Annotated in this window: 18 protein-coding genes and 2 pseudogenes; 8 read left to right on the forward strand and 12 right to left on the reverse strand. The window is 65.8% G+C overall.

Annotation, left to right across the window (positions count from 1 at the left end; genetic code table 11):
* Positions 1-100: 100 nt before the first annotated feature.
* The 8 genes and pseudogenes from pdhA (at position 101) to GNZ21_RS10315 (ending at position 7999) form a co-directional block, all read left to right on the forward strand.
* Positions 101-1330 (forward strand): pyruvate dehydrogenase (acetyl-transferring) E1 component subunit alpha, encoded by a 1230-nt coding sequence (gene pdhA, locus GNZ21_RS10280; protein ID WP_157323994.1) that lies wholly within the window; start codon positions 101-103, stop codon positions 1328-1330.
* Positions 1330-2376: an alpha-ketoacid dehydrogenase subunit beta gene (locus GNZ21_RS10285; protein ID WP_157323996.1), complete on the forward strand. Its 1047-nt coding sequence runs from the start codon at positions 1330-1332 to the stop codon at positions 2374-2376. The genes pdhA and GNZ21_RS10285 overlap by 1 nt, the downstream gene beginning before the upstream one ends.
* The gene (locus GNZ21_RS10290; protein WP_157324097.1) at positions 2373-3755 is read left to right on the forward strand and encodes a dihydrolipoamide acetyltransferase family protein; all 1383 of its coding nucleotides are present in this window, start codon (positions 2373-2375) and stop codon (positions 3753-3755) included. The genes GNZ21_RS10285 and GNZ21_RS10290 overlap by 4 nt, the downstream gene beginning before the upstream one ends.
* Before the next feature lie 68 nt (positions 3756-3823).
* On the forward strand, positions 3824-5026 hold the full coding sequence (locus tag GNZ21_RS10295) for an acetyl-CoA C-acyltransferase (RefSeq protein ID WP_188503375.1): 1203 nt from the start codon (positions 3824-3826) through the stop codon (positions 5024-5026).
* A gap of 7 nt (positions 5027-5033) precedes the next feature.
* A pseudogene (locus GNZ21_RS10300) lies at positions 5034-5817 on the forward strand (enoyl-CoA hydratase/isomerase family protein).
* Positions 5810-6670: a 3-hydroxyacyl-CoA dehydrogenase family protein gene (locus tag GNZ21_RS10305; RefSeq protein WP_157323998.1), complete on the forward strand. Its 861-nt coding sequence runs from the start codon at positions 5810-5812 to the stop codon at positions 6668-6670. Before GNZ21_RS10300 ends, GNZ21_RS10305 begins: the two are co-directional and overlap by 8 nt.
* Positions 6671-6702: 32 nt before the next feature.
* Positions 6703-7173 (forward strand): annotated as a pseudogene (locus tag GNZ21_RS10310) (DUF2243 domain-containing protein).
* A gap of 13 nt (positions 7174-7186) precedes the next feature.
* Complete coding sequence (locus tag GNZ21_RS10315; protein WP_229659323.1) at positions 7187-7999, forward strand: cytochrome c oxidase assembly protein; 813 nt, start codon at positions 7187-7189, stop codon at positions 7997-7999.
* Here GNZ21_RS10315 and GNZ21_RS10320 read toward each other — a convergent pair.
* The 12 genes from GNZ21_RS10320 to GNZ21_RS10375 form a co-directional block, all read right to left on the reverse strand.
* Positions 7983-9875: an FAD-binding monooxygenase gene (locus GNZ21_RS10320; RefSeq protein ID WP_157324000.1), complete on the reverse strand. Its 1893-nt coding sequence runs from the start codon at positions 9873-9875 to the stop codon at positions 7983-7985. The genes GNZ21_RS10315 and GNZ21_RS10320 overlap by 17 nt on opposite strands.
* 28 nt (positions 9876-9903) lie before the next feature.
* Positions 9904-10686 (reverse strand): HpcH/HpaI aldolase family protein, encoded by a 783-nt coding sequence (locus GNZ21_RS10325; RefSeq protein WP_157324002.1) that lies wholly within the window; start codon positions 10684-10686, stop codon positions 9904-9906.
* The gene (gene hpaH / locus GNZ21_RS10330; RefSeq protein ID WP_157324004.1) at positions 10671-11456 is read right to left on the reverse strand and encodes a 2-oxo-hept-4-ene-1,7-dioate hydratase; all 786 of its coding nucleotides are present in this window, start codon (positions 11454-11456) and stop codon (positions 10671-10673) included. The genes GNZ21_RS10325 and hpaH overlap by 16 nt, the downstream gene beginning before the upstream one ends.
* 9 nt (positions 11457-11465) lie before the next feature.
* A complete protein-coding gene (gene hpaD / locus GNZ21_RS10335) occupies positions 11466-12575 on the reverse strand; it encodes a 3,4-dihydroxyphenylacetate 2,3-dioxygenase (protein ID WP_157324006.1) in 1110 nt (369 codons plus the stop codon).
* A 1-nt stretch (position 12576) separates the two neighbouring features.
* On the reverse strand, positions 12577-14082 hold the full coding sequence (gene hpaE, locus GNZ21_RS10340; RefSeq protein ID WP_157324008.1) for a 5-carboxymethyl-2-hydroxymuconate semialdehyde dehydrogenase: 1506 nt from the start codon (positions 14080-14082) through the stop codon (positions 12577-12579).
* A complete protein-coding gene (locus tag GNZ21_RS10345) occupies positions 14079-14738 on the reverse strand; it encodes a GntR family transcriptional regulator (protein WP_157324010.1) in 660 nt (219 codons plus the stop codon). The genes hpaE and GNZ21_RS10345 overlap by 4 nt, the downstream gene beginning before the upstream one ends.
* Positions 14739-14741: 3 nt before the next feature.
* Entirely contained in the window at positions 14742-16220 is a 1479-nt protein-coding gene (locus GNZ21_RS10350) for a fumarylacetoacetate hydrolase family protein (RefSeq protein WP_157324013.1), read from the reverse strand.
* Between the two features lie 189 nt (positions 16221-16409).
* Positions 16410-16934 carry a gamma carbonic anhydrase family protein gene (locus GNZ21_RS10355; RefSeq protein WP_157324015.1) on the reverse strand — a complete coding sequence of 175 codons (525 nt, stop codon included), beginning with the start codon at positions 16932-16934 and terminating at the stop codon, positions 16410-16412.
* A gap of 10 nt (positions 16935-16944) precedes the next feature.
* Positions 16945-17736 (reverse strand): ABC transporter ATP-binding protein, encoded by a 792-nt coding sequence (locus GNZ21_RS10360; protein ID WP_157324017.1) that lies wholly within the window; start codon positions 17734-17736, stop codon positions 16945-16947.
* Between the two features lie 3 nt (positions 17737-17739).
* Positions 17740-18681, reverse strand: coding sequence for an ABC transporter permease (locus tag GNZ21_RS10365; RefSeq protein ID WP_157324019.1), 942 nt, complete (start codon positions 18679-18681; stop codon positions 17740-17742).
* Positions 18678-19742, reverse strand: coding sequence for an ABC transporter substrate-binding protein (locus GNZ21_RS10370; RefSeq protein ID WP_157324021.1), 1065 nt, complete (start codon positions 19740-19742; stop codon positions 18678-18680). The genes GNZ21_RS10365 and GNZ21_RS10370 overlap by 4 nt, the downstream gene beginning before the upstream one ends.
* A 206-nt stretch (positions 19743-19948) precedes the next feature.
* Positions 19949-21340 carry an NAD-dependent succinate-semialdehyde dehydrogenase gene (locus GNZ21_RS10375; RefSeq protein WP_157324023.1) on the reverse strand — a complete coding sequence of 464 codons (1392 nt, stop codon included), beginning with the start codon at positions 21338-21340 and terminating at the stop codon, positions 19949-19951.
* Positions 21341-21435 lie beyond the last annotated feature (95 nt).

Consider the following 21435-nt stretch of genomic DNA (forward strand, 5'->3'; position numbering starts at 1 on the left):
ACGTTACCGACCAATCGGTCAGTATTTACGATACACTAGCGTGACAGGTATCACACAACGGCGTGCACCCATCTGAACGCCTATTGAAGAGAGGGTGAACATGGACGATCCCATCACCAACCCCGAGCCGGGTCACCAGAAGGCCGAACAGGCCTCCCGGATCCTCGAGGCCAGCAGCAGCTTCGGCATCTCCCCGGAGCAGTACATGCTGCCGGCCCAGCAGCAGATCCGCATGCTGGACCCGGAGGGCACGCTGATTCCGGAGGAGGAGCAGGGCACCGGCCCCGGCCATGAGTACCCGATTCCTGAGGACGATGTGCTGTTAAAGGCCTATGCCGCGCTGGTGGCCGGGCGGCGCATCAATGACCAGAACTACGCCCTGGTCCGTCAGGGCCGGATGGCCGTCTACCCCTCCTCGCACGGCCAGGAGGCCTGCCAGGTGGGCGCGGCCCTCTGCCTGGGTGAAGGCGATTGGATGTTCCCCACCTACCGCGACTCAGTAGCAGTGATCTCCCGGGGTGTGGACCCGCTGGATGTGATGGTCTCCTTCCGCGGTGACTGGCACTGCGGCTACGACCCCAAGGCCTACCGGGTGGGTGCGATGTCCACCCCGCTGACCACGCAGCTGCTGCATGCCGTGGGCGTGGCCCATGCCGCCAAACTGCGCGGTGAGGACACAGTGGTGCTGGCCATGTGCGGCGATGGTGCCACCAGCGAGGGTGACTTCCACGAGGCACTGAACTTTGCCGCGGTCTTCGAGGTGCCGGTGGTGTTCTTTGTGCAGAACAACGGCTATGCCATCTCAGTGCCGCTGTCCCACCAGTCCGCAGCCCCCTCCCTGGCGCATAAGGCCATCGGCTACGGAATGGCCGGGGAGCAGGTGGACGGAAATGACATGGTGGCAGTGCTGGCCACCCTGCGCCGGGCAGTGCACCTGGCCCGTGAGAACTCCATGCCGCTGCTGCTGGAGGCGATCACCTACCGGATGCAGGCCCATACCAACGCCGATGATGAGACTCGCTACCGCGACCGAGAGGAAGTGGAGCAGTGGAAACGCAAGGACCCGCTGCTGCGCATGCAGAAGTTCCTGGCTGCCAAGGGGCTGCTGGACGAGGCCGCCGAGGCAGAGATCTCCGAGGCCGCCGAAAAGGTGGCCGCCTCACTGCGCCAGGCGATGTCCACGGAGCCGGATGAGGACCCCCTGGAGATCTTTGACCACATCTACACCGAACCCACCGCCCAGCTGAGCGCCCAACGGGGGCAGCTGGCCGATGAGCTGGCCCGCGCCCATGGGAACGCCCAGGCCGGCGCCGAGGAGGCCACCCGCTGATGAGCACCGCAACCGCCACTAAGACCACCACCTTCGCCTCCGCGCTGAACACCGCGATGTCTGATGCCATGGAGGCAGATGATTCCGTAGTGGTGTTCGGCGAGGATGTGGGGACCCTGGGCGGGGTCTTCCGCATCACCGACGGGCTGACTAAGCGCTTCGGTGAGAACCGCTGCTTCGACACCCCGCTGGCTGAGTCCGGGATCGCCGGCACCGCGGTGGGCATGGCCATCAACGGGATGCGACCGGTGATCGAGATGCAGTTCGACGCCTTCGCCTATCCGGCCCTGGAACAGATTTTCAGCCATATCGCCAAGATGGCCAACCGCACCCGCGGCCGGGTCCGCCTGCCGATCGTCATCCGGATCCCTTATGGCGGAGGCGTGGGCGGGGTGGAGCACCACTGCGATTCCTCCGAGGCCTACTATGCGCACACTGCCGGACTGAAGGTCTTCACCCCAGCCACGGTGGCCGACGCCTATCTGATGCTGCGCGAGGCCATCGACACCGAGGACCCGGTGGTGTTCTTCGAGCCGAAGAAACTGTACTGGTCCAAGGCTGGCGAAGACCTCACCGCCCTGCGCCAACAGTACGAGTCCTCCATGGACAGCGCTGAGGGGGACAGCCCCCGCGTGGGCGCCGCCGGCAACGCCACGGTGGTGCGGGCGGGCACCGATGTCTCCATCATCAGCTACGGCCCCTCGGTGCCCACTGTGCTGAAGGCCGCCGAGGCCGCGGCTGAGGACGGGATCTCCGCCGAGGTGCTGGACCTGCGCTCGGTGGTGCCCTTCGACGAGGAGGCCCTGGTGCGCACTGTGCAGAAGACCGGCCGGGCCGTAGTGGTGGCCGAGGCGCAGGGATTCGTCTCCGTGGCCAGTGAGATCGTCGCCCGGATCCAGGAACGGTGCTTCCACTCCCTGGCCTCCCCGGTGCTGCGGGTCACCGGTTTCGACATCCCCTATCCGGCGCCGAAGCTGGAGGAGCACCACCTGCCTGATGTGGACCGGATCCTGGACGCCCTCGATGAACTCCAGTGGGAGGACTGAGCATGACCACTTTCAATCTGCCCGATCTGGGCGAGGGCCTCACCGAGGCCGTGCTGCTGAGCTGGCTGGTGGCTGAAGGCGACACTATCGCGGTGGATCAGCCCATCGCCGAGGTGGAGACTGCCAAGTCCGCCATCGAGGTGCCCAGTCCCTACGCCGGGGTGGTGCAGACCCTGCACGGTGAGGTGGGGGAAACCCTGGAGGTGGACAAACCGCTGATCACCGTGGCTGCAGGCAACGACGGCGCCGGCTCCCCTGCCGGTGAAGACGCCCCCGGCGCGCTGTCCTACCGAGAAGAAGAGCGTGCCGGCACTGCTGTGCCGGAGGAGAACCAGTCCCAGGGATCCGGGAACGTGCTGATCGGCTACGGCACCTCGGAGTCCGCCAACGGGCGACGACGCCGCCGCAAACGTCAGGTCCCAGCCTCAGCTGCTCAGGCCGCACCGGCTAAGACACTGCTCGCCACCCCTGGTGCGCCGGCCCAAGCTCCACGGGTCTCCTCTCCCTTGGTGCGCAAACTGGCCCGCGAACAGGGTGTGGAGATCAGCTCGCTGACCGGCACCGGGCCCAGCGGTCTGATCATGCGCAGTGACGTACTTGCCGCAGTAGGCGGAGCTGAGGGCACCCAGCCGGCTGGGACGGCGTCGTCGGCCGCTGATACTGACTCCGTCACCGGTTTGGCGATCCGCGAGCAGACTCCGGTGACCGGGATCCGCAAGGCGATCGCCACTAAGCTCTCGCAGTCACGCCGCGAGATCCCGGAGGCCACAGTCTGGCAGGATGCCGATGTGACCCAGCTGCTGGATATGCGAGCCCAGCTGAAGGGATCAGGCCAGGAGGCCCCCTCTGTGCTCGCGTTCCTCTCCCGGTTCGTGATCGCTGGGCTGCAGAAGCACCCGGAGCTCAACGCCCGGATCGACTCCACAGAGGGTGGTGAGACCATCACCCAGTTCGAGGGGGTCAACCTGGGCTTCGCCGCCCAGACTCCCAAAGGCCTGATGGTGCCGGTGCTGCGCCACGCTGAGCAGTACTCTGCCCGGGCGCTGCATGCTGAGATCCGCCGGCTGGCCGAGGCCGGACGGGCGGGATCCCTCAGCGGCAAGGAGCTCACCGGCGGCACCTTCACGGTGAACAACTATGGGGTCTTCGGCTCTGATGGGGCCACACCCATCATCAACCACCCGGAGGCCGCCATTCTGGGCATCGGCCGTATCATGGACCGGCCCTGGGCTGTGAATGGCGAGCTTGCCGTACGCAAGGTCACCACCCTTACACTGGCCTTCGACCACCGGGTATGCGACGGGGGTGCCGCCGGCGGGTTCCTCAACTATGTGGCCACCTGTATGGAGAACCCCGCCACCGCCCTGGCTGACCTCTGATCCTGCTGCCGCTGACTCCCTGTCCTCTCACCTTCCGTCGAAGCGCCAACCGCTAAGGAGAATGCTCCGTGTCCCAACCCGCTTTCCTCGTCTCTGGCACCCGCACCCCGGTGGGCCGCTACGGCGGCGCACTGTCCTCGGTTCGACCCGACGATCTGGCCGCCCTGGTCATCCGCCAGGTGGTGGAGGACTCCGGTGTCCCCTCCGCAGAGGTAGACGAGGTGATCTTCGGCAATGCCAACGGAGCCGGTGAGGAGAACCGCAATGTGGCCCGGATGGGTTGGCTGCTGGCCGGGTTCGAAGACACCGTGCCGGGGGTCACGGTCAACCGGCTGTGCGCCTCCGGGATGTCCGCCATCGCTCAGGCCCATCACATGATCGCCGCCGGGGCTGCCGATCTGGTAGTGGCCGGCGGAGTGGAGTCGATGTCCCGAGCCCCCTGGGTGATGGCCAAGCCGGAGAAGCCCTTCGCCCGCCCAGGCGAGGTGCTGGACACCTCCATCGGCTGGCGGTTCGTCAACCCCAAGCACCTTCAGCACCGGGGCCGGACGTTCTCCATGCCGGAGACCGCCGAGGAAGTCGCCCGAGTGGACGGGATCACCCGCGAGGAAGCCGACGCCTTCGCACTGCAGTCTCAGCGGCGCACCGCTGCCGCCGTTGAATCCGGCCGGCTGGCCCGGGAGATCACCCCAGTGGAGGTCCAGGGGCGTAAGGGTCAGGTCACTGTGGTGGACACCGATGAGGGCCCCCGCCCGGAGACCACCGAGCAGGCGCTGGCCGGGCTGCGGCCGGTGGTCGCCGGCGGCAGCGTGGTCACCGCCGGAAACTCCTCAGCGCTGAACGATGGTGCCTCGGCGGTGATCGTAGCCTCAGAACGTGCAGTGCAGAAATACGGCCTGACCCCCCGGGCGCGGGTGGTGGGCTCGGCGGCAGCCGGGGTACCGCCGGAGATCATGGGCATCGGGCCGGTGCCGGCCACCCAGAAGGTGCTGGCCCGCAGCGGCTGGTCCCTGGATGATGTGGAGGCCGTGGAGCTCAACGAGGCCTTTGCCGCCCAGTCCCTGGCCAGCATCCGCCGGCTGGGCCTAGATGAGGAGATCGTGAACACTGACGGCGGGGCGATCGCCCTGGGCCACCCCCTGGGCTCCTCCGGCTCCCGGATTGTGCTGACCCTGATGCGCCGGATGGAGGATGACAACCTCTCCCGCGGTCTGGCCACCCTGTGCATCGGAGTGGGCCAGGGCCAGGCGATGCTGATCGAGAAGGTGTGAACGCCCTATGCCGCTGAACCCGGAAGAGTTCTCCACGCTGCGCATCACTGAATCCGAGGACCGGGTGCACGCCGCCCTGGACCGCCCGGAGGTGCGCAACGCGATTGACGCAGCGATGATCGCCGAGCTGCACAGCCTCTGCGGCTATCTGGAAGACCAGCCCAAGATCCTGATTCTCTCCGGCACCGAAGCTGACGGTAAGGGCATCTTCGCCTCCGGGGCTGATATTGGTCAGCTGCGTCAGCGCCGCCGTGCCGATGCGCTGCGCGGGATCAACTCCGGTGCCTTTGACCGGTTGGCCAAGCTGCCGATGCCGGTGATCGCCGCGATCGACGGCTATGCCCTGGGCGGGGGCGCCGAGCTGGCCTGGGCCGCCGATTTCAGGGTGGCCACCACCCGGGTCAAAGTGGGTCAGCCGGAGACCGGCCTGGGGGATCATCCCCGCCGCCGGCGCGCTGTGGCGGCTCAAGGAGCTGGCCGGGGAGGCGATAGCCAAGGAACTGCTGTTCACCGGGCGGATCCTCAGCGCCCAAGAGGCCCTGGATCACGGTCTGGTCACCTCGGTGCATGAGCCGGCGGAGCTGGCCCAGGCCGCTGAGGCCTTGGCTGACCGGATTGCCGCCCAGGATCCGCTGGCGGTGCAGGTGGCCAAACGGGTCTTCGCCATGCCCCGGGAAGCCCACCCGCATGTGGATGATCTCGCCCAGGCCATCCTGTTTGAGTCCCAGGCCAAATTCGACAGGATGCAGGCCTTCCTCGACCGCAAGAAGACCAAGGAGAAGAATGACTGACGCTGCAGTTCCTGCCCGTATCGGTGTGCTCGGCGGAGGCCGGATGGGGGCAGGGATCTCCCATGCCTTCCTGGTCTCCGGGTCTGAGCAGGTCACCGTGGTGGAGATCAACGACGCCGCCGCGGCAGCAGCAGCCGAGCGGGTCACCTCGGATCTGGCCTCCAGTCTGGACCGCGGGAAGATCAGCGGGTCCTTGGCGGACTGGACACCCAGGTTGGCGGTCTCCACCGACTACGGGGTGTTTGCGGACTGCCAGCTGGTAGTGGAGGCTGTTCCGGAGAAGTGGGAGATCAAGGTCTCCTCCCTGCAGCAGGCTGAGGCCCAGCTGGCGCCCGATGCCTGGCTTGCCACCAACACCTCCTCCATCTCAGTCACCCAACTGGGCGAGCAGCTGAAGCGTCCGGAGCGGTTCTGCGGCATGCACTTCTTCAACCCGGTCCCCGCCTCCAAACTGGTGGAGGTGGTGCTGGCTGCGCAGACCAGCGATGAGCTCACACGGCTGGCCCGCAGCTGGGTGGGGGGTCTCGGCAAAACCCCCGTGGTGGTCAATGACGCTCCCGGCTTCGCCTCCTCCAGGTTGGGCGTGGCAATCGGCCTGGAGGCCATCCGCATGGTGGAGGAGGGGGTGGCTTCGGCCGAGGACATCGACAATGCCATGGTGCTGGGATACAAGTTCCCGATCGGCCCGCTGGCCCTGACCGACATTGTGGGCCTGGATGTGCGCCTAGGAATCGCCGAGTACCTGCACGCCACTCTGGGTGAGCGGTTCGAGCCCCCGCAGCTGATGCGCGATATGGTCAGCCGTGGAGAGCTGGGCCGCAAAACCGGCAAAGGCTTCTACAACTACGAGTAGGTTTCCCCGGCCACCCCTGGAAAGGAACTCCGATGCCGAGACCAACTCCCGCTGATCGGCGCACAGTGCTCTCCGGGGTCCTGTTCGGGTGTGGGATCGCCGCTTCACTGATTGACCTCTTCATCTTCCACCTGGTGCTGCAGTGGCACCACTTCTACGACAGGTCTACCCCTGAGGCAGCCCTGGTCGCTGATGGGTTCTTCCACGCGTTCGGATGGTTCATCACTGTCTGGGGGCTCTTCCTGCTCGCCGATGTTCGGCGTCGGGCCCGAGTGGTGTGAAAGCGTTGGATCGCTGCGGTGGTGACCGGGGTGGGGGCGTTCCAGCTCTTCGACGGCGTGGTCAGTCACAAAGTGCTGCAGATCCATCAGATCCGCTACGGGGTAGATCTGCTGGTCTATGACGTGGTCTGGATCGGCACGGCCGTCCTGGCCCTGCTGATCGGGCTGGTGCTGCTCCGGCGAACCCGGCCGGTCCGGCCCGCGGCGAGCGCTCCGAACTGAGCGGCGGGTGAGAGTGCACCATCACCCAGATGAGCACATCGGGGGCGAAGGCGCCTTCGATGACCCGCTCTCCTGGGAGGCTTTCGAACTCTCGGTCCTCATCGTGCTGGTGCTGGCTGCGCTTGGTTACGGCCTAGGCCTCTGGCGTGGCCGTGGGCGGGGCCGCTGGCCGGCCCGGCGCGCAGTCCTCTGGTATCTCGGGATTCTCTGTACCGGCGCTGGGTTGATCGGGCCGGTGGCTTCTGCTGCACATACCAGTTTCGCCGCGCATATGGTGGCGCACCTGCTGATGGGAATGATCGGCCCACTCTTGCTGGTCCTGGCGGCCCCGGCCACGGTCGCGCTGCGTGCACTGCCGGTGAGCGCGGCCAGAGTCCTGAGCCGGGTGCTCCGCAGCCCCTGGGTGCGTCTGGTCACCCATCCCGTGGTCGCCGGGGTGCTCAACGGCGGCGGGCTATGGCTGCTCTACACCACGGAGCTGTTCATGACCATGCATGCCTCCGTGCTGGTACATGCACTTTTTCACACCCATATCTTCCTGGCCGCGTACGCGTTCATCTATTCTCTGATCGGCATCGACCCGAACCCCCACCGGGCCCCCTGGCTCCTCCGGGCAGCGGTGCTCATCGCCTTCATCGCAGTACATCAGATTCTGGCCAAACGGCTCTATGCCTCTCCACCCCAGGGAGTTGGGTCAGCTGACGCTGAGCTCGGGGCCCAGATCATGTTCTACGGCGGCGAGGTGGTTGACGTGACGCTTATCGTCCTGCTGTTCTACCACTGGTACACCGCCACACGCCCCGCGCGGGTTAGACCTGGTCGGTGAAGATACCGGCGAAGAACTCGGCAAGCTCGGCGGTGGCCTGAAGCGGCAGCACCTGCGCCACGTATTGATCGGGCCGGACCACCACCACTGCACCCTCGCGGGAAATGCTGCGCTCGGCGAAGATGTCCGTCTCGGGGTGCAGCGCGAACACGCTGTTGTAGTAGGTCAGCCGGAATGGGCCCACCTTCGGTTTGAAGGCATCGGGCACTGCGTTGATATCCACCTCCGAGTGCCGCTGCTGGTAGATGACCTTGGTGTCGAAGACGGCGTCCTCGTCCCCCTCAGATGGGGTGAACCGCTGCAGGGGTGAATCGGGGGCATTCTTGAACCAGTCAGCCCAGCGGGCCACCTGGGACGTCTCCCCCGCGGCGGGAGCGTCAGCGAACACGTAGATCCGCCAGCGGCCGTCCGCGGTGGCCAGATGCCCCAGGTGCACCGGATTGCCGTCGCAGACCCGGAACACCTCCGCGGACTTGAACCGCTTGCCCACGGTGTAGCCCTCGGCCAGCTGTTGGTGCTCCTTGGTGCCGGTAATCATCGAGGGCTCGTACTCGGTCATGAATCCGGCCGGGAACTCGAAGGTCTTCACATAGAAGTCCTCCAGCACTGAGGGGTCCTCCATCTCCTCCGGTTTCTTGGCCATCAGAGCGGACCATTCCTTATCGAAGTCAATCAGGTTCTGGGCCACCACCTGACGTTCCTGGGAGTAGGTGGCCAGCAGGGATTCGGGGCTGCGGCCGGTGACCACCTGGCCCAGCTTCCACGCAAGGTTGAAACCGTCCTGCATGGAGACATTCATCCCCTGGCCCGCCTTGGCGCTGTGGGTGTGGCAGGCGTCCCCGGCGATGAACACCCGGGGGGTGCGCTCACCGGTGAGCTCCTCGGGCACATCGTCGAATTTATCGGTGACCCGGTGGCCCACTTCGTAGACGCTGTGCCAGGCCACATGCTTCACGTCCAGGGTGTAGGGGTGCAGGATCGCATTGGCCTTGGCAGTGATCTCCTCCAGGGAGGTGTTCCGGACTTTGCCGGCATCACCGTCGGCCACCTCGCCCAGGTCCACGTAGAGCCGGAACAGGTGCCCGCCCTCGCGGGGAATGAGCAGGATATTGCCGCCGGAGCGGGACTGGATGGCGCATTTGAGCCGGATGTCCGGGAAGTCGGTGACCGCCAAGGTGTCCATTACGCCCCAGGCGTGCTTGGCACTGTCACCCTCCAGCTTCCGCCCGATGGAGCGGCGCACCTGGCTGCGAGCGCCGTCGGCCCCGAGCACGTATTTGGCGCGAACGGTGCGTTCGGCTCCCTCGTGCTTGCCAGTGAGGTGGCGGACGGTGACGTGGACGGGGTAGTCGGTGTCCTCGGTGACCTTCAGGTCCAGGAACTCCACCCCGTAGTCGGGGGTGATCCGGGAGGCGGAGCGCGCCATGTACTCGGCGAAGTAGTCCAGCACCCGGGCCTGGTTGACGATCAGGTGTGGGAACTCGCTGATGCCGTGCTCGTCATCGAGCGGGCGGGAGGTGCGCACAATATGATCCGGGTTCTCCGGGTCCGGCTTCCAGAAGGCCATCTCGGTGATCCGGTAGGCCTCATTGGTGATCTCATCGGCGAAGCCGAAGGCCTGGAAGGTCTCCACGCTGCGAGCCTGGATGCCGTCGGCCTGACCGACTTCCAGCCGCCCGGGGCGGCGTTCGATGATCCGGGTGTGCACCTGGGGGTACTGGGAGAGCTGGGCGGCGGTGATCATACCTGCCGGGCCAGTGCCGACGATCAGCACGTCCATCTCATCGGGCAGCTCCTCGGGCCGTTCGGTCCCGATGCCGGCTGGTGCCTGAATCCGGGGATTTCCGGTCACATAGCCATGGTGGTGGAAGTGCATCCTTGCTCCTTCTAAGTGTTCTGAAAGCTCAGTTCTCTGTGCCGATGAAGTCTGTGGCGAGCTGCTCAGCTCCGCGGGCGAGCAGGGCGACGTCGGCCCCCACCAGAATCCAGGAGGCCCCGGAATCGGCGTAGTCGCGGGCGGCTGCCGGATCGAAAGCGTTGACTCCGGCGGGGGTGCCGGCGGAGGTGATGGCGGTGAAGGCTTCCTTCACCGCGGTCACCACCTCGGGGTGGGTCTGGGCACCGAGGTGCCCCATGGAGGCGGCCAGATCGCTGGGCCCGAGGAAGACCCCGTCGATACCTTCCACCGCAGCGATCTCCGCAGCGTTGCCCACCCCTTCGGCAGTTTCGATCTGCACGAAGACCGAGATGTGTTCAGCGCCGTTCTGCAGGTATCCGGGGACCCTGTTCCAGCGGGCCGAACGGGACAGCGCACTGCCCACCCCGCGGACACCGGCAGGCGGATACGCGGCCATAGCAGCCACCTCGCGGGCCTGCTCAGCAGTGGAGACCATGGGCACCAGGATGTTCTGGGCGCCGAGGTCCAGGACCTGCTTGATGATGACCGTCTCCCCGGCCGGTACCCGCACCATGGGGGTGACCGGATACCCGGAGACCGCGTGCAGCTGGGCCAGCACGGACTGAAGGCCGTTGGGTGCGTGCTCCATATCGATGAGCAGCCAGTCGAGTCCGGCCCCGGCCATGATCTCGGCGGCCACCGGGGAGCCGGAGCAGATCCAGCCGCCGTAGAGGGTGCGTTCGGCCTGGGCCAGCTGCTCGCGGAAAGTCGGGCTTAGTTGAAGCGGCATGTCACTGTTCCTAGGTCTCCGTAATCACAGAGCACGGTGTCCCCGCGCTCCACCCACATGGGCCGGGTGAAGGAACCGGCCAGGATGATCTCCCCGGCGCTCAGCGAATCACCGTGCTGGCTGAGCTTATTGGCCAGCCAGGCCACGCCGTTGGCCGGGTGGTTGAGCACTGCGGCGGCCACCCCTGACTCCTCGATGGTCTCATTGCGGTAGAGCAGCGCGGAGGCCCAGCGCAGGTCGGTGTCATGGGGTTTGACCGGGTTGCCGCCGTAGACCATGGCGCCCATGGCGGCATTGTCGCTGATGGTGTCCACAATGGTCCGCCCGGCCATCTCGATGCGGGAGGAGAGGATCTCCAGGGCGGGAATCACGTAGTCGGTGGCGGCCATGACATCGAAGACGGTGACATCGGGGCCGCTGAGATCCTTGCCCAGCACGAAGGCGAGCTCCACCTCGATGCGCACATTGGAGAATCTGCTGTGCTCGATCACTGAGCCGTTCTCGTAGACCATATCTGCAAATATCGCCCCGTAGTCGGGCTCAGTGATGCCGGTGGCGGCCTGCATGACCTTGGAGGTCAGGCCGATCTTGCGGCCCACCGGGCGGCGGCCGACCTCGATGCCGCGGCGGCGCCACTCGTTCTGCACCGCATAGGAGTCCTCGATGGTCATCTCGGGGTACCGGGCAGTCAGCAGCGGGATGGTGCTGCGCGTCTGCTCGGCCTCGGCGAGCTCATCGGCGATGGCGGTGATGGTGTCCTGTGGCAGCATGGCGATCCCCTACAGCTGGTTCCCGAGCTTGTACTCGCCCTGTTTCCACTCGGGCAGCCCGGCGTCGTCGTCCTTGCGGGTGTAGGAGAAGCCATCGGCGCCGATGGTGACCTCCATCTCGGAATCCTCGGTGCGCTCAGTGGTGGGCACCGGGTTGCCGTCCAGGTCCAGCACAGTGGAGGCCTCGGTGTACCAGGAGGGAACTACTGGGTTGCCCCACCAGTCGCGGCGCTGGTTGTCGTGGACGTCCCAGGTGACCACCGGGTTGTCCGGATCACCGGTGTAGTAGTCCTGGGTGTAGATCTCCACCCGGTGGCCGTCGGGGTCGCGCAGGTAGAGGTAGAAGGCGTTGGAGACACCGTGCCGGCCGGGGCCGCGTTCGATGGCGTCGGAGAGCCGCAGCGCGCCGAGCTTATCGCAGATGGCCAGAATGTTGTGCTTCTCGTGGGTGGCGAAGGCCACATGGTGCATCCGCGGGCCGGCGCCGCCGGTCATGGCGGTGTCATGGACCGTGGGCTTGCGGCGCATCCAGGCGGCGTAGGTGGTGCCGGCCTCGTCCTGGATGTCCTCGGTGACCCGGAAGCCGAGGTCCTCCATGTGCTTCACGGCCTTGGGCACATCCGGGAAGACCTGGTTGAAGTGGTCCAGGCGGACCAGGGCGCCGGGGGTGTAGAGGTCATAGCGCCAGGCCAGGCGCTCCACATGCTCAACCTCGTAGAAGAATTCCAGGGGGAAGCCCAGCGGGTCCTGGACCCGGACTGAGTCGCCGATGCCGCGTACGAACCCCTCCGCACTGCGCCGCACCGGGCAGCCCAATTCGGTGTAGAAGGCCACCGCCTTGTCCAGCTCCTGCGGGCTGCGCACCCGGTAGCTGAAGGCGGCCACTGCGGGCTGCTCTCCCTGGCGCAGCACCAAGTTGTGGTGGATGAACTCCTCCATGGAGCGCAGGTAGATGGCGTTGTCATCCTCGGCGGTGACCACCAGGTTCAGCACATCCACATAGAAGTCCCGGGAGCGTTTCAGGTCAGTGACCACCAGTTCCATATAGGCGCAGCGGAGAATGTCCGGGGCCGGGGCACTCGGGGTGGGGATGGCGGCGTCGTAGGTTGTCCGGGTCATCTCAGTTCTCCTTGCCGAAGACGGGGTTGTGGACCTCGCCGAGGTTGATGTGCACCGCCTGCTGGTCGGTGTAGAAGTCGATGGAGCGGTAGCCGCCCTCGTGGCCGAGTCCGGAGGCCTTGACCCCGCCGAAGGGGGTGCGCAGGTCCCGGACGTTATTGGAGTTCAGCCACACCATCCCGGCGTCGACAGCCTGGGCGAAGTTGTGCGAGCGCTTGAGGTCATTGGTCCACACATAGGCGGCCAGGCCGTACTTGGTGTCATTGGCCAGGTCCAGCGCCTCCTCCTCGGTATCGAAGGGGGTGATGGCCACCACGGGTCCGAAGATCTCCTCCTGGAAGATCCGGGCATCTGCGGGAACATCGGCGAAGACTGTGGGCTGGATGAAGTTACCGGCCTCGAAGCCCTCCGGCCGCCCGCCGCCGGCCACCAGCCGGCCCTCAGTCTTGCCGATCTCCACGTAGCTCATCACCTTCTCGAAGTGCTCCGGGTGCACCAGGGCGCCGACCTCGGTGGCGGGCTCGTGGGGGAACCCGACCTTGACCCGCTTGGCCTGGGCGGCGTAGCGCTCCACGAACTCGTCATAGATGCTGCGTTCCACCAGGATCCGGGAGCCGGCGGTGCAGCGCTCGCCGTTGAGGCTGAAGACCCCGAAGATGGTGGCGTTGACGGCGGCTTCCAGGTCGGCATCGGCAAAGACGATGGCCGGGGACTTCCCGCCCAGCTCCATGGACAGGCCCTTGAGCCAGGGGGCGGCGTTGGCGAAGATCAGCTGACCGGTGCTGGACTCCCCGGTGAAGGAGATCAGTGGCACCCCGGGGTGCTTGACCAGGGCATCGCCGGCCTGCTCGCCGATGCCGTTGACCAAGTTGAACACACCCTTGGGGAGCCCGGCCTCCTCGAAGATCCCGGCCCAGAGCCCGGCCGAGAGGGGGGTGAACTCGGCGGGCTTGAGCACCACGGAGTTGCCGGTGGCAATGGCCGGAGCCAGCTTCCAGCTCTCCAGCATGAACGGGGTGTTCCACGGGGTGATCAGCCCAGCCACGCCGATCGGTTTGCGGTTGACGTAGTTGGCCTGCCGGCCGGGGACTTTGAAGGCATCATCATGCTGGGCGACGATCAGGTCTGCGAAGAACCGGAAGTTCTCCGCAGCCCGCTTGCCCTGGCTGCGGGCCTGGGTGATGGGCAGGCCGGTGTCGAAGGTCTCCAGCTCGGCCAGCCGGGCGCCGCGCTCTTCGACGATATCGGCAATGCGGTGCAGCACCCGGGAGCGCTCCCGGGGCAGCGCGTTGGCCCACTCGCCGGAGTCGAAGGCGGCCTGGGCTGCGGCGACGGCCCGGTCGATGTCTTCCTTCTTCCCTGCGGCGGCCTGGATGTAGGTCTCGTTGGTCACCGGGTTGAGCACGTCGAAGGTCTCGCCATCGGCGGAGTCCACGAACTCACCGTTGATGTAGTGCTGGATGCGCTCGGGAAGTTCGGCGGGGACGGGGGTCTGGTATTCGTTCATCGTGATATCTCCTTGAAGGCATCCACAGTGCGCCATTTGTGGTGACGCACCGTCATTTCGATCTGGGTCGGGTCGGCGTTCTCTCGAATCAGCCGGAGGATCTCGTCATGTTCCTCTACCGAGCGGGGGGCGCGGTCGGGGACAAAGCTGAAGGTGGAGCTGCGCAGTCCGGCCATCCGGGACCAGCCGCGGTCCACCAGCATGGCGATATGCGAATTCGGGCAGGCCTGGCAGATGGCTTTGTGGAACTTCTCGTTCAGGGCGGTGAAGACTGCCGGGTCGAAGTCGGTGAGCATGGCCCGCATCTGATCGTTGATGGCCTGGGCGCGGGTGAGGTCGGCTTCGGTGATAGCGGGAAGGGCCAGGGCGGTGGCGGCGCCTTCGAGCACACCGAGGGTCTGCATGGTGTCCACGTACTCGCCCTCGTCCACCATGGCCACCCGGGCTCCGACGTTGCGTTCGAACTCCACAAGCCCTTCGGCCTCCAGCCGGCGGATGGCCTCGCGCACCGGTACGGTGCTGACGCCCATTTCTGCGGCGATGGTGCTCAGAACCAGCCGGTAGCCGGGGTTGAACTCACGGGTCAGGATGCGTTCGCGGAGCCAATCGTAGGTCTGCTGGGATTTGCTGGTGGTCTGCGCGGCCTGGGCAGGCATGGTCTACTGCCCTGCTTCCTGCTCAGCGCCGTTCTGTTCAGCTTCGTACCGGGCGCGCCATTCTTTATTCATGGGGAACAGCTCCGCCACGGACCCGCCCTCCTTGACCCTTTCGGCCACCCAGGCGTCCTCGGCCTCCTTGGCCAGGGCAGCGTCAGCCACCTCTTCTGCCAGGTGTGGGGGGATGACGATGACGCCGTCCTCGTCACCGACGATCACATCACCGGGTTGGACAGTGGCTCCTCCGCAGGCGATGGTCAGGTCGGTGTCCCAGGGCACGTGCTTGCGCCCGAGCACTGCGGGGTGGGCTCCTGAGGTGAAGACCGGCAGGTCGATCTCGGCCACGGTCGCGTAGTCACGCACGCCTCCGTCAGTGACCACTCCGGCGGCGCCGCGGGCGGCCGCACGCAGGGCCAGGATGTCGCCCAGGGTGCCGGAGCCGGTCTCTCCGCGGGCTTCGATGACGATGACCTCGCCCTCCGCCACGGAGTCGAAGACCTGTTTCTGGGCGTTGAACCCGCCGCCGTGGGACTTGAAGAGATCCTCGCGGTTGGGCACAAAGCGCAGAGTCTTGGCAACGCCCACCAGCTTGGTACCGGGGCGGGTGGGGCACACCCCGTCGATGGCGACGTTGTTGAGCCCGCGCTGGCGCAGCTGCTGGGAGAGTCCGGCGACTGGGACCGACTGGAGCTTGGCCTTCAGCTCTGGGGTGAGCACTGGCGTCTTTGGCGTCAGCCCGGCCTTCTCCTCTGAGCCCCAGGCTTCTTCGCGCTGCTTATCGTCCACCGCGGGCAGACTGCCCAGCTGCGGGTCGAAAGTGTCGGGCCCCTCCACCACCTGGGAGACCAGCCGCCCGGTGCTCAGTCCGTTCTCCGGGGCATCCACCTCCACCTCCACAGTGTCCCCGGGTTCTGCCACCGAGGCTTCGGCGGGTGTGCCGGTGAGGATCACGTCACCGGGCTGCAGGGTCAGGTGCTGGGAGAGATCGGCCACCAGTTGGGCCAGCGGGAAGATCATTCCCGCGGTGGTGTCCTGCTGGACCAGCTCGCCGTTCTTCCAGGTGCGGATCCGCAGGGCGCTGGGGTCCACCGCACGCGCATCGATCTGTTCGGGGCCCAGCGGGGTATAGCCGTCGCGGCCCTTATTACGCACATTGGAGCCTTTGTCGGCCCCGCGCAGGTCGTAGAGCCCCCAGTCGTTGGCAGCGGTGATGGCTTGGACATGCTGCCATGCCTTCTCCAGGGGTACCCGCCGGGCCTCGGAGCCAATGATCAGGGCGATCTCACCTTCGAAGGCCAACAGCTCAGTACCGGCCGGGCGTTCTACCGAGTGGCCGGAGGCGGCCACGGAGCTGGCGGGCTTGAAGAAGTAGGAGGGGTCTTTGGGGCGGCGCCCGCGCTCGGCGGCGCGAGACTCGTAGCTGATGTGTACCGCGATAATTTTCCCGGGCTGCTGCGTCACGGGATCAGATTCAGCTGTCATCAGCAGGGACCTCCTCTTCCAATCAGGATCATATTCTCGATCGTATATTATCCGCAGGCCACGTACAACCCATTTTTGTGATTCACACCATAAGATCATCGAGTGCGTAATCTGTGCAGAATTCGCGTGAAAAAATGCCCCAAACTACTGCACAACCTGCGCACTCATGGGTCCATTACGAGGCAGCGTCTATCGTGCCTCAGCTGCATCCAGGTGGGCTTCCTTCAGCTCGAGGTAGATCTCGGCGTTGCGGTGCAGGGAGGCGACCTCCTCATCGGTGAGTTCGCGGCGGACTTTGGCCGGGGCTCCGGCCACCAGCGAGCGCGGTGGGATCTCGGTTCCTTCGAGCACCAGAGCGCCGGCAGCTACCAGGGACTCCTCCCCGATCACGGCACGGTTCATCACCGTGGCGGACATGCCGATCAGGCAGTAGTCACTCACTGTGGCCCCGTGGACCACTGCGGAATGGCCTACAGAGACCCCCGCCCCGAGGGTGCAGGGCGCTCCTGCATCGGCGTGAAGCACAACATTGTCTTGGAGGTTGGTCCCCTCTCCCACCCGGATCGCGTCTGAGTCCCCGCGTACTGAGACCCCGTAGAACGCCGATGAATCATCGGCCAGTTCCACGTCTCCAGTAATTGCGGCGGTGGGGGCCAGGAACACCCGCTCACCCACCCGCGGAGTCTTGCCCTTAACAGTCAGTACATGTGCCATAGAGATGAACCTACTGCAGCAGAGTTTTGTCGTCGAGGGCCGCACCCTTGATCTTGGCGAACTCAGCCAGCAGATCCTCCGGGGTCAGTTTGGCCTTCTCCTGCTCGGAGACATCCAAGATGATCCGGCCCTCATGCATCATGATCAGCCGGTTGCCCACCTCTAGGGCCTGCGCCATATTGTGGGTGACCATCAGGGTGGTCAGCTCCTGCTCCTGCACCACTTTCACGGTCAGCCTCGTCACCAGCTCCGCGCGCTGCGGGTCCAGGGCTGCGGTGTGCTCATCAAGCAGCAGCACCTTGGGCTGGGAAAAGGTGGCCATCAGCAGGCTCAGCGCCTGCCGCTGCCCGCCGGAGAGCAGGCCGACCTTGGTCTTCAGCCGGTTCTCCAGGCCCAGCTCCAGGACCTTCAGCTCTTCGGCGAAGCGCTCTCGCTTGGCCTTGCTGACTCCCAGGGCGAGCCCGCGGCGTCGTCCGCGCCTGTCTGCCAGGGCCAGGTTCTCCTCAATGGTGAGGTTGGGGCTGGTGCCGGCCATCGGGTCCTGGAAGACCCGGCCCACCTGTGCTGCCCGCTGGTGCTCCTTGAGCTTGGAGACGTCCCTGCCGTCAAGGCTCACCGAACCTGAGTCCTGGATGATGCGCCCGGCCACCGTGTTCAGCACAGTGGACTTCCCGGCCCCGTTGGAGCCGATGACGGTCACGAAGTCCCCGGCGGCCAGCTGAAGATTCACGTTGATTAGAGCGCGGCGCTCATTGACCGTACCGGGGAAGAAGGTCTTGGAGACCTCTGCCACGTTCAGCATGATTCAGCCCACCTTCTTTGCGGGGAGCTTTGCATCGGAGGTCAGGGTGGCCTCCGCGGCGGCGTCCAGGGCCGAACGCCCCTTCCGCCAGCTGGCGATCTTCCGGAACCCCTTCCACTGAGGCAGCAGCAGGGCGGCAATCACCAGCAGCGCGGACATCAGCTTCATATCGTTGGGGTTCAGCCCGGCGTTGAGCGCAAACTGGATAGCCAGCCGGTAGATCACCGCGCCCAGCACCACGGCCAGGGTGGCCTGGATGACCACCCGGGTGCCGAATATCGCCTGTCCCACGATCACCGAGGCCAGACCCACCAGGATCAGGCCGATGCCCATTCCGATATCGGCGAAGCCCTGGTGCTGGGCCACTACTGCCCCGGCCAGGCCCACCAGCCCGTTGGAGAGCATCAGGCCCATGATCTTCATCCGGTCAGTGGAGACCGCAAAGGAGCGGATCATCTGCTCATTATCGCCGGTGGCCTGCAGGGCGAGTCCGGCATCGGTGTGCAGGAACCAGTCCAGGATCAACTTGAAGACCAGGGCCACCGCCACCAGTACCAGCACCGAGGTCCAGCCGGTGCCAGCAATCTGGCGCAGAGCTGTGATCACGGTGTCCTCGCCGAGCAGCGGGATATTGGCTCCGCCCATGATCCGCAGGTTGATGGAGTAGAGCCCGATCATGGTGAGGATGCCGGCCAGCAGACCGTTGATGTTCCCCTTGGTGTGCAGCAGCCCGGTGATCAGCCCTGCCAGGGCGCCGACCACAAAGGCTGCCGCCGTGGCCAGGAACGGGTTGACCTCATTGACGATGAGAATGGCCGCGGTGGCGGCTCCCGAGGTGAAGGAGCCGTCCACGGTCAGATCGGGGAAGTTCAGGATCCTGAAGGTCAGGTAGACCCCGAGCGCCACGATGGCATAGATGAGACCAAGTTCGAGGGCAGTGATCATTCGTCTTCGTCGGCGTCCTCGCCGGCCTCAGCGGGGTCCTCGGGGTCAACGTCCTCACCTACCACGATATCCGCCCGGTCCAGCACCTCCTGAGGCAGTTCGATGCCCATCGCCTCAGCGGCCTCGGGGTTGACAGTCAGTTCGAGATCGGACTGGGTCTCCACAGGCATGGCGGCCGGATCCTCCCCGTCCACCAGAATGCGGATGGCCATCTCACCGGCCTGGTAGCCCAGCTGGGTGTAGTCGATGCCGTAGGTGGCGACTGCTCCGCGGACCACAGAGTCAGCCTCGGCGGCGATGACCGGGACCTCGTTCTGCTGGCCGTACTGCAGCACAGCCTCCAGGGCGGAGACAACCGCATTGTCAGTGGGCACGTAGATAGCGTCCACATCGAGTGACTCCACGCCCTGCTGGACCTCCGAGGAGGCGGAGACTGTGGCCTCTTGGACCTCAAGGCCCAGCTCATCTGCGGCCTCGTTGAGCATATCCACCTGCACCTGGGAGTTGGTCTCTCCGGAGGAGTAGACCACTCCGACAGTCTGAGCATCGGGGACGATCTCCAGGAGCAGCTCCAGCTGCTCAGCCACCGGATTCATATCTGAGGCGCCGGTGATATTGCCCCCGGGCTCTTCCCAGGAGTCCACCAGGCCCGCCTCCTCCGGGTCGGTGACCGAGGAGAAGACAATCGGGATATCAGTGATCTGCTGAGCCGCAGCCTGGGAGGTGGGAGTAGCGATGGAGTGGACCAGGTCCAGGTCTGCATTAGCGAAGGTACCGGCGATATTGGAGGCGGTGGCCTGCTCCCCCTGTGCGTTCTGCTCATCCCACTCCACCTCAATGCCGGCATCCTCGAAGGCGGATTTGAAGCCCTCACGGGCGTTGTCCAGGGCGGGATGGGAGACGATCTGGCTGATTCCGATCGAGTAGCTCTCGGCGGCCTCGCCGCCGTTGCCGTTATCCCCGGTGTCGGTGTCTTCGCCGTTGCCGTTGCAGGCAGTGAGCAGCAGCGCTGCGGCTGCGGCGGCAGCAGCCAGCCGAGTGGTTGATGCGGATGCGAACATGGTCTCCTCCTCGAGACTGCGTCAATGGTGCGTCAGGTGCGTGATCAAACGACCCCCAGCCTATCCGCCCAGCGGAAACCTATGGGAAGCCATCGTGATGCACGTCACTATATGTCACATATTAGCAGACTGACCGACCGATCAGTTGGTAAATCAATCAGCCAGGAGAAGAGCCATGCCGCCCATCGGGAGGGACTGCTGCCGGGTCAGGACCAGTCCACTGAGAGGTACTGCGGCTCGGTGAACTCCTCGATCCCCCAGTGGCCCCCCTCGCGGCCGATGCCGGCCTGCTTCACACCACCGAAGGGTGCGCTGGGGTCCGAGACCACGCCGCGATTGATCCCCACCATCCCGGACTCCAGCCGCTCCCCGATCTTCATGGCATCCTGCAGTCTGCCGGAGTAGACGTAGGAGGAGAGCCCCACCTCAGCATCATTGGCCCAGCTAATGAGCTCCTCCTGGTCCTCCCAGACCACTACCGGGGCCACCGGCCCGAAGATCTCCTCCTTGAGAATCCCGGCATCGGCGGGCACATTGCTGAGCAGGGTAGGGGGTACGAACGCATCTGTGGCGGCGCCCTCGGGGACCTGGGCCTGGTAGGCGATCTGGGCACCCTCAGCCACTGCGGAGTCGATCAGGGCCCGGATATCAGCGGCCGCTTTGTCATGGATCATCGGCCCGATCTGCGCCCCGGTTGCCGGGTCGCCCACTGTCAGCGCGGCGATGCGCTCACCAAAGGCCGCAGTGAACTCCTCCGCCACATCGGCATGGACATAGAAGCGGTTGGCCGCAGTGCAGGCCTGCCCGGAGTTGCGGAACTTGGCAAGCATGGCGCCATCCACCGCCGCCTGGACATCAGCATCTGCGGTGATGATGAAGGGGGCGTTGCCGCCCAGCTCCATCGAAGCGTTGACCACCCGTTCAGCCGCTTGCGCCAGCAGGGTCCGCCCCACCGGTGTGGAGCCGGTGAATGATAGCTTCTTCACCGCATCGGCACCCAGCAGTGCGGGCACCACTTCACGGGTGGCCGTGGTGCTGGCCACCTGGACCGCGCCCTCCGGCACCCCGGCCTCCACCAGGATCTCCGCAATGGCAATGGCGGTCAGTGGGGTCTCCCGTGCCGGCTTGAGCACCACGGAGCAGCCCGCGGCCAGCGCCGGGCCGATCTTGCGGGTGGCCATGGCTGCCGGGAAGTTCCAGGGGGTGATCAGCAGGGCCACACCCACCGGGTGGTGGGTGACCACATTGCGCACCCCGCCGGCCGGGGCGGTGGTGTACTCCCCGTGCAGGCGTACGGCCTCCTCGGCGTACCAGCGGAAGAACTCTGCGGCATAGCGCACCTCCGCCTCAGCATCAGCCTGGGACTTACCGTTCTCGGCCACGATCAGGTCCCTCAGCCGCTCAACATCGGCGATCATCAGCTCATAAGCCCCGGTGAGCACCTCAGCCCGCTTCCGGGGAGCCACCTCGCGCCACTGGGTGAAGGCCTCCTGGGCGGTCGCCACCTGGGCCAGGGCCTGCTCCACGGTCAGATCCGGCACATCCTGGATATGCGCGCCGGTGGCGGGGTTGGTGACGGGAAAGACCGCGGTGCTCATGGGGGCTCCTCAAAAGATGGCTTGGGTGTGGGCGGCGTCGTACTCTCCCTGCCTACTGTCCTCCCTGCCAGCTATACGGTCCAATACTTATTTCC

Source organism: Nesterenkonia alkaliphila, assembly GCF_009758175.1.
Lineage (GTDB): Bacteria > Actinomycetota > Actinomycetes > Actinomycetales > Micrococcaceae > Nesterenkonia > Nesterenkonia alkaliphila.

Bases quoted from the DNA above. Each gene is read 5' to 3' on its own strand.
- GNZ21_RS10325 (WP_157324002.1), bottom strand. From the start codon at position 10,686: ATGCCGCTTCAACTAAGCCCGACTTTCCGCGAGCAGCTGGCCCAGGCC.
- hpaE (WP_157324008.1), bottom strand. From the start codon at position 14,082: ATGAACGAATACCAGACCCCCGTCCCCGCCGAACTTCCCGAGCGCATC.
- GNZ21_RS10375 (WP_157324023.1), bottom strand. From the start codon at position 21,340: ATGAGCACCGCGGTCTTTCCCGTCACCAACCCCGCCACCGGCGCGCAT.
- GNZ21_RS10345 (WP_157324010.1), bottom strand. From the start codon at position 14,738: ATGCCTGCCCAGGCCGCGCAGACCACCAGCAAATCCCAGCAGACCTAC.
- GNZ21_RS10355 (WP_157324015.1), bottom strand. From the start codon at position 16,934: ATGGCACATGTACTGACTGTTAAGGGCAAGACTCCGCGGGTGGGTGAG.
- hpaH (WP_157324004.1), bottom strand. From the start codon at position 11,456: ATGCTGCCACAGGACACCATCACCGCCATCGCCGATGAGCTCGCCGAG.
- hpaD (WP_157324006.1), bottom strand. From the start codon at position 12,575: ATGACCCGGACAACCTACGACGCCGCCATCCCCACCCCGAGTGCCCCG.
- pdhA (WP_157323994.1), top strand. From the start codon at position 101: ATGGACGATCCCATCACCAACCCCGAGCCGGGTCACCAGAAGGCCGAA.
- GNZ21_RS10305 (WP_157323998.1), top strand. From the start codon at position 5,810: ATGACTGACGCTGCAGTTCCTGCCCGTATCGGTGTGCTCGGCGGAGGC.
- GNZ21_RS10285 (WP_157323996.1), top strand. From the start codon at position 1,330: ATGAGCACCGCAACCGCCACTAAGACCACCACCTTCGCCTCCGCGCTG.
- GNZ21_RS10365 (WP_157324019.1), bottom strand. From the start codon at position 18,681: ATGATCACTGCCCTCGAACTTGGTCTCATCTATGCCATCGTGGCGCTC.
- GNZ21_RS10370 (WP_157324021.1), bottom strand. From the start codon at position 19,742: ATGTTCGCATCCGCATCAACCACTCGGCTGGCTGCTGCCGCCGCAGCC.
- GNZ21_RS10320 (WP_157324000.1), bottom strand. From the start codon at position 9,875: ATGCACTTCCACCACCATGGCTATGTGACCGGAAATCCCCGGATTCAG.
- GNZ21_RS10350 (WP_157324013.1), bottom strand. From the start codon at position 16,220: ATGACAGCTGAATCTGATCCCGTGACGCAGCAGCCCGGGAAAATTATC.
- GNZ21_RS10360 (WP_157324017.1), bottom strand. From the start codon at position 17,736: ATGCTGAACGTGGCAGAGGTCTCCAAGACCTTCTTCCCCGGTACGGTC.